Source organism: Comamonas sp. GB3 AK4-5 (assembly GCF_041320665.1).
Lineage (GTDB): Bacteria > Pseudomonadota > Gammaproteobacteria > Burkholderiales > Burkholderiaceae_C > Comamonas.
Genome location: NZ_CP166730.1, coordinates 2,244,540 through 2,260,791 on the forward strand (window position 1 = coordinate 2,244,540; position 16,252 = coordinate 2,260,791).

General features: G+C 61.8%; 18 protein-coding genes. All 18 read left to right on the top strand.

Annotation, left to right across the window (positions count from 1 at the left end):
- Positions 1-50: 50 nt before the first annotated feature.
- The 18 genes from ACA027_RS10175 (at position 51) to ACA027_RS10260 (ending at position 16,210) form a co-directional block, all read left to right on the top strand.
- Positions 51-368, top strand: coding sequence for a hypothetical protein (locus ACA027_RS10175; protein WP_370682261.1), 318 nt, complete (start codon positions 51-53; stop codon positions 366-368).
- The gene (locus ACA027_RS10180) at positions 365-994 is read left to right on the top strand and encodes a hypothetical protein (protein ID WP_370682262.1); all 630 of its coding nucleotides are present in this window, start codon (positions 365-367) and stop codon (positions 992-994) included. Before ACA027_RS10175 ends, ACA027_RS10180 begins: the two co-directional genes overlap by 4 nt.
- Entirely contained in the window at positions 991-2,442 is a 1,452-nt protein-coding gene (locus tag ACA027_RS10185) for a hypothetical protein (RefSeq protein ID WP_370682263.1), read from the top strand. The genes ACA027_RS10180 and ACA027_RS10185 overlap by 4 nt, the downstream gene beginning before the upstream one ends.
- Positions 2,439-2,747, top strand: coding sequence for a hypothetical protein (locus tag ACA027_RS10190; protein WP_370682264.1), 309 nt, complete (start codon positions 2,439-2,441; stop codon positions 2,745-2,747). Before ACA027_RS10185 ends, ACA027_RS10190 begins: the two co-directional genes overlap by 4 nt.
- Complete coding sequence (locus ACA027_RS10195; RefSeq protein ID WP_370682265.1) at positions 2,744-3,157, top strand: hypothetical protein; 414 nt, start codon at positions 2,744-2,746, stop codon at positions 3,155-3,157. The genes ACA027_RS10190 and ACA027_RS10195 overlap by 4 nt, the downstream gene beginning before the upstream one ends.
- Positions 3,154-3,921 carry a hypothetical protein gene (locus ACA027_RS10200; protein ID WP_370682266.1) on the top strand — a complete coding sequence of 256 codons (768 nt, stop codon included), beginning with the start codon at positions 3,154-3,156 and terminating at the stop codon, positions 3,919-3,921. The genes ACA027_RS10195 and ACA027_RS10200 overlap by 4 nt, the downstream gene beginning before the upstream one ends.
- Position 3,922: 1 nt before the next feature.
- Complete coding sequence (locus tag ACA027_RS10205; RefSeq protein WP_370682267.1) at positions 3,923-4,438, top strand: hypothetical protein; 516 nt, start codon at positions 3,923-3,925, stop codon at positions 4,436-4,438.
- A 3-nt stretch (positions 4,439-4,441) separates the two neighbouring features.
- The gene (locus tag ACA027_RS10210) at positions 4,442-5,725 is read left to right on the top strand and encodes a hypothetical protein (protein WP_370682268.1); all 1,284 of its coding nucleotides are present in this window, start codon (positions 4,442-4,444) and stop codon (positions 5,723-5,725) included.
- A 1-nt stretch (position 5,726) separates the two neighbouring features.
- Positions 5,727-7,985, top strand: coding sequence for a hypothetical protein (locus ACA027_RS10215; protein ID WP_370682269.1), 2,259 nt, complete (start codon positions 5,727-5,729; stop codon positions 7,983-7,985).
- 152 nt (positions 7,986-8,137) lie between these two features.
- On the top strand, positions 8,138-8,851 hold the full coding sequence (locus ACA027_RS10220; protein WP_370682270.1) for a hypothetical protein: 714 nt from the start codon (positions 8,138-8,140) through the stop codon (positions 8,849-8,851).
- A 198-nt stretch (positions 8,852-9,049) separates the two neighbouring features.
- The gene (locus ACA027_RS10225; RefSeq protein ID WP_370682271.1) at positions 9,050-9,847 is read left to right on the top strand and encodes a hypothetical protein; all 798 of its coding nucleotides are present in this window, start codon (positions 9,050-9,052) and stop codon (positions 9,845-9,847) included.
- A gap of 7 nt (positions 9,848-9,854) precedes the next feature.
- Entirely contained in the window at positions 9,855-10,505 is a 651-nt protein-coding gene (locus ACA027_RS10230; protein ID WP_370682272.1) for a hypothetical protein, read from the top strand.
- Position 10,506: 1 nt separating this feature from the next.
- Positions 10,507-13,587 carry a hypothetical protein gene (locus ACA027_RS10235; RefSeq protein WP_370682273.1) on the top strand — a complete coding sequence of 1,027 codons (3,081 nt, stop codon included), beginning with the start codon at positions 10,507-10,509 and terminating at the stop codon, positions 13,585-13,587.
- On the top strand, positions 13,571-13,843 hold the full coding sequence (locus ACA027_RS10240) for a hypothetical protein (protein WP_370682274.1): 273 nt from the start codon (positions 13,571-13,573) through the stop codon (positions 13,841-13,843). The genes ACA027_RS10235 and ACA027_RS10240 overlap by 17 nt, the downstream gene beginning before the upstream one ends.
- Positions 13,844-13,904: 61 nt before the next feature.
- Positions 13,905-14,117, top strand: a complete 213-nt coding sequence (locus ACA027_RS10245; RefSeq protein WP_370682275.1) for a hypothetical protein — start codon at positions 13,905-13,907, stop codon at positions 14,115-14,117.
- A gap of 8 nt (positions 14,118-14,125) precedes the next feature.
- Positions 14,126-14,659 carry a lysozyme gene (locus tag ACA027_RS10250; protein WP_370682276.1) on the top strand — a complete coding sequence of 178 codons (534 nt, stop codon included), beginning with the start codon at positions 14,126-14,128 and terminating at the stop codon, positions 14,657-14,659.
- Positions 14,660-14,875: 216 nt separating this feature from the next.
- Entirely contained in the window at positions 14,876-15,115 is a 240-nt protein-coding gene (locus tag ACA027_RS10255; protein ID WP_370682277.1) for a hypothetical protein, read from the top strand.
- A gap of 528 nt (positions 15,116-15,643) precedes the next feature.
- A complete protein-coding gene (locus tag ACA027_RS10260; RefSeq protein WP_370682278.1) occupies positions 15,644-16,210 on the top strand; it encodes a hypothetical protein in 567 nt (188 codons plus the stop codon).
- Positions 16,211-16,252: the final 42 nt, after the last annotated feature.

The window sequence follows — 16,252 nt, forward strand, 5'->3', positions numbered from 1 at the left end:
CAACCCACTGACTACCGCCCCGTGTTGCAAGACCGGGGCGGTTCTTATTTATGCGCTCTCAAATCCTCAATGCTGCGCCTGGCTCGCAGACCTTGTTTCACAGCCATGGCGACGGCAAAGTGACCATCCAAAAGGTGGATGACGTGACGGATGCGGTGGAGCGAGCCAAGGCGCTGCACAACCTGGGCGCGCACACCACGGGTATGGGTGACAAGCATGCCGCATCGATCCCTATCCCAGTGCTCACCGAGTGGGCCGCCAAACGCGGCAAGACCTTTGCCGATTGCATGCAGGACGAGGCGTTGCTCAAGCAGTTTCTGGAAGACCCGGATAACAGCGTGTTTCGCATCTGGAAGGGGGCTCTATGACCATCGTCGTGCCCGTGTCGGGCGCTGCTGGCGCTGCGGCCGCGGCCACGCTCGCGTCCTTGTCTGCAGCTGTGGCCAAGTGGCTCAACCGCACCGACCTGGACCTGGTGATTCCCGACTTCATCCGCATGGCCGAGGCAGAGTTTGCGCGCGATGTGCGATTGCGCGCGGGCTTTCAGATCGTGGTGGATGGCGGCCATGCCCCCGCTGGCGATATTTCGCTGCCTGGTGACCTGCTGGAGCTCAAGGAGCTGGAGTTCGCCGGCCAGGTGTTGAGCGAGTTGCCCTATGCCGACTGGCGCCGCCGCCGTGAGGGGCTATTTTTCGCGCGTGTGGGCGAGGTAGCTCGCGTGCTTGGAAAGCCGGCTGGTGAGTTCATGCTCACCTATGTGCAGCGGCTGCCTCAGTTGCTGTTCAGCTCGGATTCCAACTGGTTGCTGCGCGACCACTTCGACATGTACCTGTACAAGAGCTGTGAAATCGGCTCGGTCTGGTTGCGCGACGTGGAAGGTGTCCAGGGCTACAGCGTGAAATATGAAGAGGCCGCGCAGAAGCTGCTGCAGGCAATCAATTACCGCAAATGGGGTGGTGCCCCGCTGGCCGTACAAGCACCGGGGGTGGTATGAACAAAGTGCTGGGCTTTGCGCCAGATTCCGACCCGACCACACCGGGGCTGCTGGTTGATTGCGAAAACCTGATTCCTTCCGAGCTGGGGATGCGGCCAGGCCCGACGATCACACCGGTGGGCGTGGCGCCATTGGTGCAGGACGTGCGTGGTGCGATGGCCGCCATCGACCTCAACGGCAACCGACTGGCCATCGTTGGCACGCAGGCCGGCCTGTTCACGCTGTCCGGCAACAGCTGGGGAGATATTTCTGGGGCCGGCGCGCCGTTTTCGCTGGGAAATGACGAGCGCTGGGCTCTCACCCAGTTTGCCAACAGCACCATGGCCTCATGTCGCTCGGCAGGCATGCAGATGGCCACCGGTGGGCACTTCGTGCCACTGGATGCTGCGCCCAAGGCCAAGATTTTGGCCAGCCTCAAGGGTTTTGTGATGGCCTTCAACACCCAGGATTCCACCTACGGGGACTCGCCAGATCGCTGGTGGTGTTCGGCTTACCTGAACGCCGCCGATTGGACGCCGAGCGTGGCCACCTTGTGCACCACGGGCCGCCTGGTCGAGTCCGGCGGGGAAATCACGGCCGCGCACCGGCTGGGTGACGACATCATTGTCTACAAGCGCCGCTCTACCTTTGTGGGCCGCTACACCGGTCCGGCCGAGGTGTGGAACTTCACACAGGTGGACTCGGATGTGGGCTGCGTGGGGCAGGACGCCGTATGCGACACGGGCAAGGCGCATTTCTTCATCGGTGATGACGACATCTACTCGTTTGATGGCGTGCAGGTTCGCCCCATTGGGCGCGGTGTGCTGCGCGATTGGTTTGTCCAGGTGCGCGATCCCAAGTCCATGCACCGCTCGCAAGCCTTTTGGGACAAGCAAAACCAGCTGGCCTGGTTTTTCTTCCCCTCGGTGCGCGGTGGTGGTGAGCTGGATTTCGGCCTGGTTTATCACCCATCGACCAACAAATGGGGCCGGGCCAACAACTACATACGGGCACTGGTGCGCTACGCCTCGCCGGCCGCATCCTATGACGGCGGCTCTGAGCTGGTGAGTGACTACGACAGCGGGCCCAGCATTGATTACGACTCGCCGTTTTGGGCGGAATCGCAAGAGCTGATGTCGGGCTTTGATGCCCAAAACCGGCTGGTGACTTTCTCCGGTGTGCCTGGGCCATCGAGCTTTACCAGTGGTGACTTTGGCGACGAGGACCAGCACACGCTGTGCGACCGGCTGGTGCTGCGCCTCAAAGAGGCCCCGGCCAGCGCCTGGGCCACCGGCTACACCAAGGACGACGGCGGCCAGGAGGCGCGCCAGGCGTCTATGGCCATCCGTGACGATGCCGCTTTCGATATGCGTCAGCGTGGGCGCTGGCATCGTTTCCGAGTGGACATGACGGGTGACTATGCCTTGATCGGCCTGCGGCCACGGCTCAAGCAAGCGGGGTATCGATGAAGCTGCAAACCGATAACTTCCGCCTGGGCAGCGATTTGCCCTCACTGGCCAAGAGCCTCACCCAGCTGCTACCGCGCATTGCCATGCAGGTGAACAACGTGTCCGAGGGCCGTTTGGTGGGAAGCCACAACGCACAAGAAGTGCCGCCGGCCATGGGCCTGTACCAAGCAGGGGACTACATCCGCAACAGCGCGCCGCGCGTGCTGGGGGCTGACGGCGCCCAGTATGTGCTCAAGGGCTGGATCTGCGTGACCAGCGGCGAGCCGGGGGCATGGGTGGAAGACAGGGGAGTGACTGGCACATGAGCTATCAATTGCGCGTCGTGCCGGCTGCTTTCGTGGGGCGTGCCTGGGCAGATGGCGCCCACCAACTGGCCCAGGCCTGCGAAACCTCTGGCGGGGAGATCACTGGCGACCAGCTCAAGCTGCTGCTGTGCCGCGGCGAGCGCGACCTGATCCGCATTGACCTGGGCGACCAGGCCGTGGGCTGGGCCGCGACCCGCATCGACCAACTGCCCAATGTCCGCGCCCTGCATGTCTGCGAGCTGTACGCGCCAGGCGGCCACTGGCTGCCGTGCTGCGAGCTGCTGGCCGACATGGCCCGCAGCAATGGCTGCACAGAACTGCGCTGCAGTGCCAAGCCGGCGCAGCAGCGGCTTTATCAGCGGCACCTGCCTTGGGAGCCGCTTTACACAACCATGAGGATGCCCCTATGAACCCGCTTCAAGAAAAGCACCGGGCGCTGGGCTGGGCACGGCCAGGTAAGGGCGGAGGCTCCAGTACCAGCAGCAGCCAGATTGCCTATCCCGACGAAATCAAGCCTTTGCTTTCCAACGTGGCCCAACTGAGCACCGACCTTTACAACAAGGGCTGGCAGGGTTATGGCGGCCAGCGCTTCGCAGACCTGAACGGCACCCAGCAGCAGGCGCTGCAGGGCATCCAAGACCGCGCCACGGGTGGCTCGGAGCTGTGGAACCAGGCCAAGGGCAATCTGTCCCAGATGATGGGTGACCAGCAAAACCCGTATCTGGACCAGCAGGTGGCCAATGCCCAGAAATCGGTGGTGGACAGCTACAACCTGAGCACCAAGCCGCAAATGGAAAGCGCCATGGTGGGCTCTGGCTCCTTTGGCAATTCCGGGCTGCAGCAGATGCAGCAGCAAGGCCAAAACCAGTTGCAGCAGAACCTGGGCAATGTGGCGACCCAGATGTATGGCGATGCCTACAAGACCAACCAGACCAACAAGATGCAGGCGCTGGGCATGGCCCAGGGCTTCGCCAACCAGGACTACACCGACCTGAACCAGATGCTCAACGTCGGCAACACGTTCCAGGACCAGGCCCAGAACAAAGCCGACTTCAACTATGAGCAGTGGCAGAGCCAGCAGGACGACCCGTACAAGAAGCTGCAGGCCATGACGGGCGTTATGAGCGGCACGGCGGGCAGCACGACGACGAGCAAACAGTCGGGAGGGAAGTGAGATGTTCTGGATTCCAATGGCAGCCGGCGCTGCTCTGGGGGCGCTTGGCAACAAGGACAACCCGCTGAAGGGCGCCGCCATAGGGGGCACCCTGGGTGCCTTCACTGGTGGGCTTGGCGGTTTGGGTGGGGCTGCAGCCGGGAGTGCTGGCGGTGCTGCAGGTGGTGCTGGCGCCGCTGGCGCCGCTGGCGCGGCCGGGTTGGGTGTGGATGCGGCCTACCTCGGGGGTGCGAGCGCGGGCCCAGGGGCGATGAGCGCTGGCCTGTCCGTGGCACCTGGCTACGGCGGAGGAGCCGCAGGCCTGTTGTCTCCGGGCGGCATCAAAACCATGGGCGACATGGCGGGCCTGGCCGCGCAGGCTGGGGCCTTCAATGGGCAGCCTAGTGGTCCACAGGCGCAGTCCGCAGGCATTCCGGCGCGCCAGGCCGATTTCACAGGCCTGCTTTCGGCGGGCCGTGGTCAGCAAATGTCTGGCGCTGAAAAGCTGATGGCGCAACGCGCCGCACGACGGGGGTAGGTCATGGCACAGCAACTACCGAGCTACGAGGCGCTGCAGCAGGCCTATGGCCAACAGCCAGAGCAAGGCGGCTTTATGGGGCTGCTCAGCTCGCCCATGGGCCAGGGCCTACTGGGTGCTGGCCTGGGTGCTTTGGCCAGTCGTGGCACCACGGCCCAGGCCATTGGCCGTGGTGGGCTGCTGGGGCTGTCCGCCTTTGGCCAGGCCCAGGGCCAGCAGCAAAACCGGGTCATGCAGATGGCTCAGGCCAAGATGCAGCAGGATGCGCTGGCTGCCATGCGCCCAGGAGAGGATGGAAGTATTTCTGCATCGCCTGCGCAATTCATGGCTGCAGGCTTCACGGACCCCAGCAAGTGGGCAGACATCCGCAATGCCGGCCGTGACAAGTTCAAGCAGATGCAGGAAGTGACGAATGCCGATGGCTCCAAGGGCCTCTACAGCGTCAACGAATACGGTGGCATCCAGGGCACAGGGCTGGCAAATGCGCCGGAGGTCAAGACGCAAGACATTGGTGGTCAGGTGATTGGTTGGAACCCGTACACGGGCCAGCAAAACAGCGCCATGAACAAAACACTGACGCCTGACCAGGTGCAGGACACCGCAAACAAGCCTTTCATGGTGGTCAACGGGCAGATCGTGCCAAACCCCGGGTATCAGAAGTTTGCCCTGGACAAGGCGCATGCCGGCGCTGCCCGCACCAGCGTGCAGGTGAACAACAAGATGGGCGAAAGCCTGGCCGGGCAGATCGGGCCCATGATGAAGGACTCGCAGATCGCTGCAGACGCTGCGGTGAAGCAGGTTCAAGCAGCCGACAGCATCGACAAGGCGTTGAACTCTGGTCAGGTAATCACCGGGCCGATGGCTGATGCTCGCCTGACCGTAACGCAGTGGGGTGATGCCCTTGGATTTGGTGGCGCGAATCAGAAGGCGAAACTGGAAAACACTCGCGCTGCCATGCAGGGTCTGGCCCAGCTGACGCTGCAGGGGCGCCAGCAAATGCGCGGGCAGGGACAGATTACCGACCAAGAGAATGCGCTGGCTCAGCGCGCAATTTCAGGTGACTTGAACATGTCGCCCGCAGAGCTGCGTGTCCTCACCAATGCAGCCCGCCGTGCTGGCCAGCACATTTACGGAGAGCACCAACGCAAGGTCCAGGCCGTGGCCGGCAACCCGGATTACGCGGGGATGGTCCCGTTCTACGCCGTGCCGGAGATGCCGACTGCTTCGCAGCAGCCTGCGGCCAATGCGCCGGCGGCCGGCGGCTGGGGCATCCAGAAAGTGAACTGATATGGCGAAATACCGCATTACAGCCCCTGACGGTGGCACCTATGAGATCACGGCGCCGGATGACGCCACGCAGGATCAGGTGCTGGCCTATGCCCAGGCGAACTATGGCGGCGGTGGGTACGCTCAGGCACCGCGCGAGGAAACCAGCCAGCTGGGAGCCATCGGCGCGGGCCTGGGGGCAGGCGTTGGCCAAGTCGCTATGGGTGCGCAGCATTACCTGGGCAAGGGCGTCGAGGCTGTGGGCGACCTGTTTGCCCCGAAGCGAACTATGTCCTCCCTGGTCACTGGCCAGGCCCCGAAGAACGTGGTGCAGCGCGCGGGCAAATGGCTGGTGAACGACGCAGCCCAAGGACGCAAGAACATGGCAGAGGAGGCGCGCCCGTACAAGGAGGATCATCCGCTGACAACGGGCACGGCCCAGGTGGCGGGCAACATCGCCGCGACCTGGCCAGTGGGCGGCCTGCTGGGGGCAGGTGTGCGCGGTGCTGGCGCAGCTGCAGGTGCCGGCCGCATTGTGGAGCCTCTGGCCCAGTCCATCGCAACCGGTGGCCTGCGGGTTGGTCAGCTTGCAAGTGCCACAGGCAAAGCGGCCACTGCTGCCAGTTTGGGCACGCGAGCGGCGGGCGGCGCGGTTGCCGGCGGCACCACTGCTGGCTTGGTAGACCCGGAGAGCGCGGGCACGGGGGCTGCGATTGGAGCGGCTTTGCCTGGCGTGGTCCGGGGCCTGGCTGTCGGTGGAAAGGCCGCTGGACAGGCTATCCGCAAAGCCTTTGCACCATCAACCGAAGCGGCTGCCCAGACCGTTCTCAAGGCGGCGGGGGCGAATACGCCGGATCAGATCGCTGCATTGCGTGCGGCCCTGAGTGCCCCAAGGCCCAATCTATTGGGTGAAGAGCTGACGGTGCCCCAGATCCTGCAGACCCCTGGCCTGAGCCAGTTGCAGCGTACGTTGCGCAATGCGGGCGACGAGTCGCTGCTGGCACGCCACACCGCACAAAACGCCCAGCGCCTGGATGCTCTGAATCGGATTTCGCCGGTGACAGGCACGACCCAGCAGGCCGCACAGCGCTTTGGTAATGAGCTGGAGGCTTTTGCCCAGCCGGCAAACGACCATGCACGACAAGCTGTGAATCGGGCTTATGAAGCGGTTGACCCGCATGGGGCTACAGCCTTCCGCATCCCTGTTGACCAGATGCGTGGCGCTCGGGATCAGTTCCTGGGCCCCGGCACATTTGGCACGGGGCGCCGCGCAGATCAGGCCATCGATGCGGCCGAGGGGCTGACCACAGCCCATGGCGTTGACCCGATGACGGGCGCGCCGGTGGTGGTGGATCGGCTGTCGCCCTTCCGCGAAATCCAGAATCTGCGCTCCTCCATTGGTGAAGCTGCTGCGGCTGCCCAGGCCAATGGCGCGAACAAGGAGTTTGCGGCGCTGTCTCGCATGGTCAATGCGATTGATCAGCGGCTGGATGATGTGGCCGCAGGCCGTGGTGCTGTGGATGAGCTTTTCCCGGCTGATGTGGTTGCCCAGTGGCGCCGAGCCAATGACATGCATGCCGCACGCCTGCAGCGTTATGAGACTGGGCCGCAGCGCTCCATGTGGCGCCAAGGTGGCGATGGCCAGCCCGTGGCGCAGGGCGGGGAGCTGGCGCCCAAGTTCTTCAATGCATCCAAGGGGCAGGCCGATGACATGGCCGCGTTCCAGCGGTTGCGTGGGCAGGACTTCCCGGACAGCAGCTTGAAGAACTACGCCATCACCGACCTGGCCAGCCAAACCGACCAACTGGGCAACCTGCTGCCGGCGCGTGCTGGGAATTGGCTTGATGCGCGCAGTGGCGCTGTGCCGGGCTTGTTCAGCGAAGGGGAGCAGGCCACGTTGTCAGCGGTTCGGCAAAGCCTGGACCGTGCCGCGCTGGCGGAGAATCTGGGCCGCGCCACGGGCTCCAATACTGCCCAGAACGCGCAAGGGGCGCTCAATCTTGGGCTGTTGGACAACCCCGCAGTGAATTTTGTAGCGGGTCGGATTCCCATCCTGAAAAGCTTCAGTGCACCAACGCTGGAGGCGCTGCGAAAGAATGCGCGCCAGGCCAAGGTGCGCGAGCTGGGTGAGTTGCTGTCCGACCCGCAGGCGCTGAATGAGGCAGTTGGTGGGTTGCTCAGTCGCCCAAGCGGCGCTGGTCTTTTGTCTGCTCCTGAGCGTTCCGGCGGCCTACTTGGTCTTTCCGTCCGTACAGCACCTCTTCTATCGACCTCCCGGTGAGCCCTGCATAGAAGCCTACGCCAGCCGCGAGTGCGCCCAGCACAATCAGCTTGATCCACATGTAGTCAGTAAAGCTCATGCAGCCATCGTAGCAAAGCCTGCAGACATAACCCGAACCGCCCTTGAGGCGGTTTTTTCATACCTGGAATCACATGGGAATTTTCGACTCTCTCGATATGCCAAAAAGGCGTGCCGGCTCAGAGCAGGCCATGCGCGACGTAGTAAACCGTGGGATCGCTGGTGTGCTTGGCGGCCCCGTGGACCTGGCTGCATTGGCCCTCAAACCGCTCGGCTACGACCACCCGGCGCCCATTGGTAGCTCGGAGTGGATTGGTAACCTGATGCAGCAAGCGGGCATTGTTTCGCCGCAACGGTATCCATTGCCGGAAGCTTTGATCTCACTGGGCTTCCCTTTGGGGGCGATTTCACCTGTTGGCAAAGCCAGGCTGCTTGCGGACCTGAAAGCCGGAAAAGGAAGTGGGACCTACCCGCTAGGCGAGGTAACTGAGGGTCAAGGAAAGGGGCTGAACAGTTTGTTTGGAAACGAGTCTGCAGGGCGCACCGTGTTCATGACCGATGAGGCCGCAGCACATCTACTGGCAAGGCGAGTGCAGGGCAACAAATTTACTCCAGAGGATGTTGCCAAATTTACCGAGCAGGCAATGGCGAGTCGAGCACGGCCTGATTTGAATGTTGCCAAAACCGCTCAAAACCCGTCTCTGCTCAATAGCGGTATGCGAGATCCTCTTACCGGAAGGCCTTATGACGCACGTATGCCGTTGCGCCAATTGGAAGACGGCTATGAGGTGCGCAGTGTGATTCCGGAAGGCTTGCCTCCCCGAAACGAAAAAACCCCGAAGCGATAAGCAACGGGGTTTCTTGGGCCTTCTAGGAGGGGGTGGCTCCGACTTCCACCTCTCGTACTTAACGATCTTTCGACCGCCATTGACACGGCACAACCTAGAGAGCACTGCCTGTCTGGGACACGGTGCCCGAATTCTAACCACTTCCCAAAAATTCCACCAGCCACCTTTCGAGGTGGCTTTTTTTATTTGCGAGGCCCTATGCCCGTACCAAACTCGATTGCAGATCTCGCACTCAATCCGGCCGACAACTACCCCGTGGGCACGGAGCCGGTGTTTCCCAATTTGGACAACTACATCCGCGCGCATGCCGCTTTTATTGCCCAGCTGCGCGACCGTATGGATGCTGAGGGGCTGCCGCTGTCGGCTGTGATGTGGTGGGGTGGGGCGCGAACCTCGATTCCCACGCGGCTGATGGCCTTGGATGGCCCGATTCTGCGTCGTGCAGACTACCCCGCAATCTGGGCATTTGTTTCTGGCGGCGGCTACCCGATGGTGTCAGATGCTGACTGGCTGGCGTCGCCGCTCAAGCGCGCCTCTTTCTCTTCTGGGGATGGCGTGACCACGTTCCGCCTGCCAGACCTCAATGGCAAGCAGGCCAACAGCATTGGAGCGGTGACAGTGCGTGGTGATGGCTCGCAGTCTGCTGAATCACCCGGGCAACTACAGGACAGCCAGAACCTGAGTCATGGACACACAGCAGCGACGGATAGTGCCGGAACCCACGGCCATGCTGCTTCCGTCTCAATGGGGGGCGAACACTCGCATGCCTTGAGACTTCCTCGAGGAGACGACTACTGGAGCGATGGCGGAGGAAATGTGCTCTGGGGCAATGGTCGTGGCGCTGCATTTCAAACTGATAACGCTGGCTCTCATAGCCACTCGGTGGAGTTGGCATCCGCAGGCGATCACAGCCATAAAGTGACGGTAAGCCAGAGCGGGGGAGGAGAAGCCCGGATGAAGTCGGCCACAGGGGCATGGGTTATGCGGGTGAAGTGAGGACGAGATGCAAAAGTACAAATCCAACATCACAACAACCAGCGGGGCTGCAATTCGCAACGTGCCGGTGACGGTGCTCAAGGAAGACGGCTCGCTTGCCTCTATCTTCCTGGACCGTGCTGGTCAAGTGGTCGCACCGAACCCCATGAAGTCGGACGCTGACGGGACGTTCTATTTCTATGCGGCCAATGGCCGCTACAGCCTGCGCACCACGGTCGATGGCATGACCGTGACCGATGACGACGTGGTGCAGCTGGCCGACCCGGACGAGCTGGCCAAGTCTGGGCCGATTGCCGAGGCCATTGCCAAAAACTCGGGCGTGTCGGGCAAGGTGCTGATCACCACGCGCAAGATCTCTATCGCAGGCACGACGGACATCCCGTTTGTACAGTCGCCCGCCGGCGGGCTGATGGTGGTGTCTGTGGAGTCTTCTGGCACTGGCGCCGAGGATTTTCACGACATCGAACTGTATGACGGCCTTCCTTCCGTGCAGAGCCTGCGCTACCACGCCCGGCTGGTTGCTGGCTCCTTTGCTGATGCGGTGCCGGTGTACTGCCTGCTGGGCAGCGGTGTGCTGTACCTGCGACTGGTGAACATGCGTGCTGACGGCCAGGCGTTCGAGGCCAGCATCACGGTGCGGCATATGTTTGGGGGCTGATATGGGATTGCGTGACTATCTGCACATCGTCTCTGACAAGTCCTGGGCGGGGGAGAACTTCATCGACTGGCGCGCGCGTTGGTACACGCTTGATGAAATCGAGCAAATCGGCGTGTTCGATATGCCGGGCGTGGCCGGCAAGGTGCGTGGGGAGTGGGTTGCCGAGGGCGGTGACCAGTCCGTGGCCCCAGAAAAGCGGGAACCGCGGACCTTGGCCAAGAAGGGCAAGCTGGCGCTGCGCTTCACGGGCACGAACATCACAATTCGTTTGGGCGTCAATCCTGGGTGGGGCGTGGGCCAGGTCTATATCGACGGCAAAAAGCCCAGCACCATCCCAGGGGTGAGCTTGGCCAAGGATAGCTTCACCTGTGATGCCAATGCGCATGGCTCTTGGGGCAACGAATACCTGGACATTACCCTGGCCGATGGCCTGTCGCCCAGCGAGCATCTGCTGGAGGTGTATTGCAACAACTCCACGTCAGGGGCTGGCGGCTTTGTGGTTGTCACCGGATGCAAGGTGTTTGCCCAAGCCAATGTGACGCGCGATGTGTCAGCTTGGATTGCGGCGCGTACGGAGCTGGCACAGGGGGAGGCCTTCAAGGTCACCAACCTGAGCGGCAAGACGGTGTGCAATGTGCGCCTGCGCTTTCCGCGCTCCATGGTGTCCCCGCTGGGGGCTGCATTGAGCGATGTGGTGCTGGGCAATATTGCGCCCAATGAGAGCGCCAGCGTGACGGCAGTGCCGGATTTGACGGGGGCGGAGGACGAGGGCATGAAAGACGCTGCCATCGAGATGCAGGCCTCCTACCAAATGGACGGTGAAACCGGGTCCGGGGTGTTTGTTCCCAAGCAAAGTGGCCTGACCTACACCGGCACCTGGTTCAGCGATTCGGATTTCGGGGAACTGCGTGAGATTGCCGGCAGCAAGGGGGCATCCTTCGCCCTGGTGGTCAATGCAGACAATTTCACGCTGCGCGTGCAGCGCGACTATGGCTGGGGCAATTTCCTGGTGATGGTCTCGCCCATCGAGGCCGCAGGCTGCACCACCACCTCGGCCAGTCCCACCGTGGCCGTGCCGGCCGCAGTGCTCGGCAAGCTGGCCATTGGCATGTATGTCATGGGCACGGGCGTGCCCGCGCTGTCCACCATCACAGCTCTCAACACAGGTGCGGGAACCATCACCTTGAGCGCCAACGCGACGGCCAGCAGCACCAACCGCGCGCTAACCTTCGAGCAGAAGCTGGCGACCGTGACCTGCCACGATGCAAACGGCGGTGGATTTTTCTCCGATGTTCCCATCACGGGACTGCCGGCGGCACAGGGCAACAAGGTGCGGCTGGTGGCCGATTCGACCAAGCCTGCGGTGTGGTCACGGCTGGCATGGGAGGGGCTGGACGTTTTCGAGACGGTGACCGAAACCTTGCACTACCGCATGGCTTGCAAGCATGTGCCACCGTTCCCGCTGCGCGATGTGCGCCTGGAGCAGGGGCAGGTAGTCTGGACGCCTGGCGCCGTGGGGGCTGTGGACCTTTCGCAGCCCTACGATAACCGGCGTGTCGGCCGCGAGGAGGTAGCCGCACGGTTTCCCACGTACATCGTGATCTACCAGCCTGGGCACCAGGAGACGATCAAGCAGTACGACATCGCCGTCATCGATCCATTCGGCACGACACGCAAGCAGGTGCGCGAGCTGCAGGAGTTGGGCATCAAGGTCATCGTGTACGTGTCCTTTGGCGAAGAGGACGGGACACTGAAGGACAAATGGGACCCCAATAGCCCGCAGGTCCCCTGGGTAGGCGACGGCAAAGGCCCCGGTGGCTATGCCAGCTACTACATGAAAGGGGGCTATGGCTTTGGTGAGATGTCGGAGTGCAAGCACGATTGTCAGCGCGTGGATGGCACCAAGCGCTGCGCCATGGGCAACGCCAAGTACAACCCGAACTGGTCGGGGCGCTGCTCGGCCGCATGCTCCAAGGACTGGCGCGATGGTTATCTGGCATGGACTGCGGGCGGGGCCTGCGGCGGTGGGTACACCAGCTCCAACAACTGGCAGCGCGATGCATCCCAGGCATGCTCCAACCAGGCGTGCCCGAAATATGCCCCGTCAAACACCAAGTGCAGCCAGTTTGAAGGGGCAGATGCTTGGGGGCAGGATTTCTCGATGGCAGCAAACTTCCCCGACGAAAACGGGGTGTGGAGCGCTTACTACGTGGATGCGGTGAGCCGTGGACCCAACAGCTGGCATGCACGCATCCGCGACTACTACCTGCCGCTGATTTTTGATCTGCCCACGCCCCGCGACGAGGTGCGGACTGTCATCAAGAAGGTGGTGGACCCGCTGGACCTGGAGACGGGCACTGTGCATGGCATTGAGCTGTCCCATGCGCCTGTGGACGAGGAAGATCCACTGCTGATGATCCACCTCGATACCGGCCATGTGTACCAGCAGGGCCTGGAGTGGGACGCGGATTTCAAGCTGGGCATTGTCAAACTGCATCCCAATGAAGACTCACCCCCGGTGCAAGAGGGCACGCAGATCCGCGCGGTCTATTCCACCAAGGGGCTTGGCGCTGATGGGGTGTTCATGGACACCGTGGACACAGTGGACATCTACCCGGATGAGCCATATCAGCAGGCAGCGGCCGACCTGATCAACGACATGAAGGCCCTGTACCCCAGCAAGTCCTTTTGCAGCAACCGAGGTTTTTCCATCCTCGACCGCATCATCAAGTCCTGCTCTTACGTCATGTTCGAGTCGTTCTTGACGGACTACAACTGGGAGACTGGGGAGTACGGAAAGATCAGCGAAGGGGCTGCAGCATGGAACGACGAAATCACTAAGCAGCTGTTCGAGCTGCGCCGCAACCATGTGTTTGACGTGCTGGCGCTGAACTACTGCGACAACGGGTCCAAGGGGGATGAGCTGCGCGCGTACATCCGCCAGGAGTCGTTGAAGCGTGGCTGGCTGTCGTGGTCCAGCGAAATCTTGCTGAACAAGCCGCTGCCCAACGCAGGGTTCACCGAGGCCGCCGGGCCAATTCGCAGCAACGCATGGAGGGTCTACCGTGGCAAGCGTAAATGACTATGACGACGTGCCCTGGCAGGAAATGGATAACCCGTTCCTGGCCAACATGCCAGTGGTGAGCATGGTGCGCAGCGTGCGCACGATCAACAAGCACGACGTGACGACGCTGGACACCCAGTGCCAGCGGGTGTTTGCGCGGGTGGGCAATCACCGGGTGTTTCCGGCTTTGGACCCCAGCCAGGAGGTGCTGGCCGCCAACGGGGCGGTGCAGACGCTGCGCAGCCTGGATCGGCTCGAGCCATATGGCATTTGAGCGTTTTCCCAATCAACCCATGACCCGCCACTGGCGGGTTTTTTTACGCCCAGGGAGGGCTATGAGCAACGAAAGCAAAGTGCAGGCGATGATTGAAACCGCCAAGGCGGCGCCAGCCGTGGCGGGGGCCGCAGCATCCAGCCTCACACTGAACGAGTGGGTGGCCATTGCCACAGGCATCTATATCGCCCTGCAGGCGCTGTATCTGCTGCGCAAATGGTGGCGAGAGGAGCGAAAAGCCGGCGGCTGGCTGGAAGACGGGGAGGGGGTATGAGCGCGCCAGTGCCAAAGACCCCGAGCATCCCGGCCGCCGTGGTGCGCAAAGGTGTGATTCCAACTGTGCTGCTGGCTGCGCTGAGCAGCCCCTTTGCGCTGAGCACATTGGAGCGCCTGGAAGGGAATGTGCTGCAGGTCTACGCGGACCACCTGGCCGGAGGGCTGCCAACGTACTGCGCGGGGCGTACAGATCGCGCTGCCGTGGTGGGCACCAAGCTCACGGCCGACGACTGCCGGGAGGTGAACAAGGTCACGCTGCTGGAATACGGCTACGCAATGCTGGGCTGCGTGAGCTGGGACTACCTGTCGGCCAAGCGCTTGGTTGGCCTGACCATGTTCGCAATCAACGTGGGAAAGGATGGGGCCTGCGGGTCGCGCGCGGTACGGCTGATCAATGCCGGCCAGGTCACGCAGGGCTGTGAAGCGCTGGCGCGCGGGCCTGATGGCAAGCCGGTGTGGAGCTATGCGGGCGGGGTGTTTGTACCTGGACTGCAGGGCCGCCGGCAGGCTGAGAAAGCGCTTTGCTTGGAGGGAGTATGACGGGGCGCGGCAAAACCATCCTGAGATCTCTGGCGCTGGCTATGGCCTTCGCGGCCGGTTGGGTTGCCCAGGGCTGGCGCGCTGATGCCGTGGCGGCCCGGGTGGAGACAAAGCAGTCAAAACAGGATGCATCGCATGCAAAGCAAGCGAAGGATGCTATAGAAAACAAAGCGGGTGCGCTGTTGCAGCACGCCGCAGCCCAACAGGAAAACACCCATGAATACACCCAAAAGCTGGCGGCCCTGGAGGCTGGCCGCGCTGCTGACGCTGTTCGCATTGCAGGCCTGCAGCACGACCTCCGCACCGCCGCCACCCACCACGCCCAAGCTGCAGGTGACGCCGCTGCCTGCCGAAATCTCGCAGATCGACACGAAAAGCTCGCAGTCCTGGTTGGAGAGGGCGGAGCAGTGGTTGCAGGACTTGCAGGCCTGGTCCGGCAGCGGGATGCCGAAGTAGGGCTGCTACAGGGGCAGGTGCGAGTGGACAAGGCACTTCTTGAGCGGCTGGAGTAGCGGGAGGTTGGTCGAATCCGGCAGCTCGCATGCGCATGCTCATAAACTGGCAGGGATGCAGTGGCTAAACACAAGGCAAGCACATGTCTTACAACTCTCACCAGCGGAAGCTTTTGGACGACTCTGTTTCTCTTGAGCACAGGGCGTCTCATGCACGCTCCTGTGCTCTGCACGTCGCAAACAAGCTTGGAGTAGATCGCGAATATGTGATTGGGCTGGTGAAGCAAAAGACTGGCGTCAGCCTTCATGATCCATGCAATGTTGATGGCCTTATCGCGGTCCACAGAGAGCTAGAACACCTTCGACGGAGCGCTGCCGTTGCGGATCCAGGCGAAGCTGGTGGAGAGCTCGCGCGCCAAGCTGATGGGCATGCAGCAGATGCGGGACTGATGTTGGAGGCGTGGCCGAAGTGACGCCTAACAATTGCTTGAGATACTATTTGATACTAATTCAATGAGTAATTAGGAAAATTATGAAGATCCGGAAGATTTGCAGTCTGCTTGCTTTTAGCATTTGTGGGTTTGCACTCTCGAGCCACGCTCAAGGTGATATTGAAAAACCACCCAGTGTGGCAGAACAAACAAAGAAAATTATTGAGGTAGTAAACCTCTATGCTCGTGCGATCGCATGCGATGCCGACGATGGGCTGTCTGGTAAAAATATTGCAGCCATGACGCCATTGACAAATATGCTCGAACGTGATGAAGCTAAGTTTGCTGTTTTATGGAATGGTGACTTGGGCTGCCAAGGGGGCTCAGGGACTAGTGGTGCGCGCCTTGCAATCGTGGGTGTTGGTGCGGGAGACACTTTTTATGTGAATCCGTATGAGTCTGAGCCCGCCGTTGATGCTGGCTTGCCGCGATATGTCGAGAGAATTGTTGGGGCAACCAAAGACACGCTAGTTTTTGACGTTAGAGACTACTCTGATCGCGATGCAAACTGCTGTCCTTCACTGCGTCAGCGCATCACCATAAGACAACTGCCTAATGGAAAATGGCAAAGAGTATCGACAAAGAAATTGCCTCCAGCGAAAGACTAAGAGTGGCCTTGGTTTCCGGGGCTTCTTCGGTACACTGCCCAA

What these genes read in the sequence shown, in the direction of transcription:
- ACA027_RS10175 (WP_370682261.1), top strand. Translation starts at nt 51, where the DNA reads ATGCGCTCTCAAATCCTCAATGCTGCGCCTGGCTCGCAGACCTTGTTT.
- ACA027_RS10180 (WP_370682262.1), top strand. Translation starts at nt 365, where the DNA reads ATGACCATCGTCGTGCCCGTGTCGGGCGCTGCTGGCGCTGCGGCCGCG.
- ACA027_RS10185 (WP_370682263.1), top strand. Translation starts at nt 991, where the DNA reads ATGAACAAAGTGCTGGGCTTTGCGCCAGATTCCGACCCGACCACACCG.
- ACA027_RS10190 (WP_370682264.1), top strand. Translation starts at nt 2,439, where the DNA reads ATGAAGCTGCAAACCGATAACTTCCGCCTGGGCAGCGATTTGCCCTCA.
- ACA027_RS10195 (WP_370682265.1), top strand. Translation starts at nt 2,744, where the DNA reads ATGAGCTATCAATTGCGCGTCGTGCCGGCTGCTTTCGTGGGGCGTGCC.
- ACA027_RS10200 (WP_370682266.1), top strand. Translation starts at nt 3,154, where the DNA reads ATGAACCCGCTTCAAGAAAAGCACCGGGCGCTGGGCTGGGCACGGCCA.
- ACA027_RS10205 (WP_370682267.1), top strand. Translation starts at nt 3,923, where the DNA reads ATGTTCTGGATTCCAATGGCAGCCGGCGCTGCTCTGGGGGCGCTTGGC.
- ACA027_RS10210 (WP_370682268.1), top strand. Translation starts at nt 4,442, where the DNA reads ATGGCACAGCAACTACCGAGCTACGAGGCGCTGCAGCAGGCCTATGGC.
- ACA027_RS10215 (WP_370682269.1), top strand. Translation starts at nt 5,727, where the DNA reads ATGGCGAAATACCGCATTACAGCCCCTGACGGTGGCACCTATGAGATC.
- ACA027_RS10220 (WP_370682270.1), top strand. Translation starts at nt 8,138, where the DNA reads ATGGGAATTTTCGACTCTCTCGATATGCCAAAAAGGCGTGCCGGCTCA.
- ACA027_RS10225 (WP_370682271.1), top strand. Translation starts at nt 9,050, where the DNA reads ATGCCCGTACCAAACTCGATTGCAGATCTCGCACTCAATCCGGCCGAC.
- ACA027_RS10230 (WP_370682272.1), top strand. Translation starts at nt 9,855, where the DNA reads ATGCAAAAGTACAAATCCAACATCACAACAACCAGCGGGGCTGCAATT.
- ACA027_RS10235 (WP_370682273.1), top strand. Translation starts at nt 10,507, where the DNA reads ATGGGATTGCGTGACTATCTGCACATCGTCTCTGACAAGTCCTGGGCG.
- ACA027_RS10245 (WP_370682275.1), top strand. Translation starts at nt 13,905, where the DNA reads ATGAGCAACGAAAGCAAAGTGCAGGCGATGATTGAAACCGCCAAGGCG.
- ACA027_RS10255 (WP_370682277.1), top strand. Translation starts at nt 14,876, where the DNA reads ATGAATACACCCAAAAGCTGGCGGCCCTGGAGGCTGGCCGCGCTGCTG.
- ACA027_RS10260 (WP_370682278.1), top strand. Translation starts at nt 15,644, where the DNA reads ATGAAGATCCGGAAGATTTGCAGTCTGCTTGCTTTTAGCATTTGTGGG.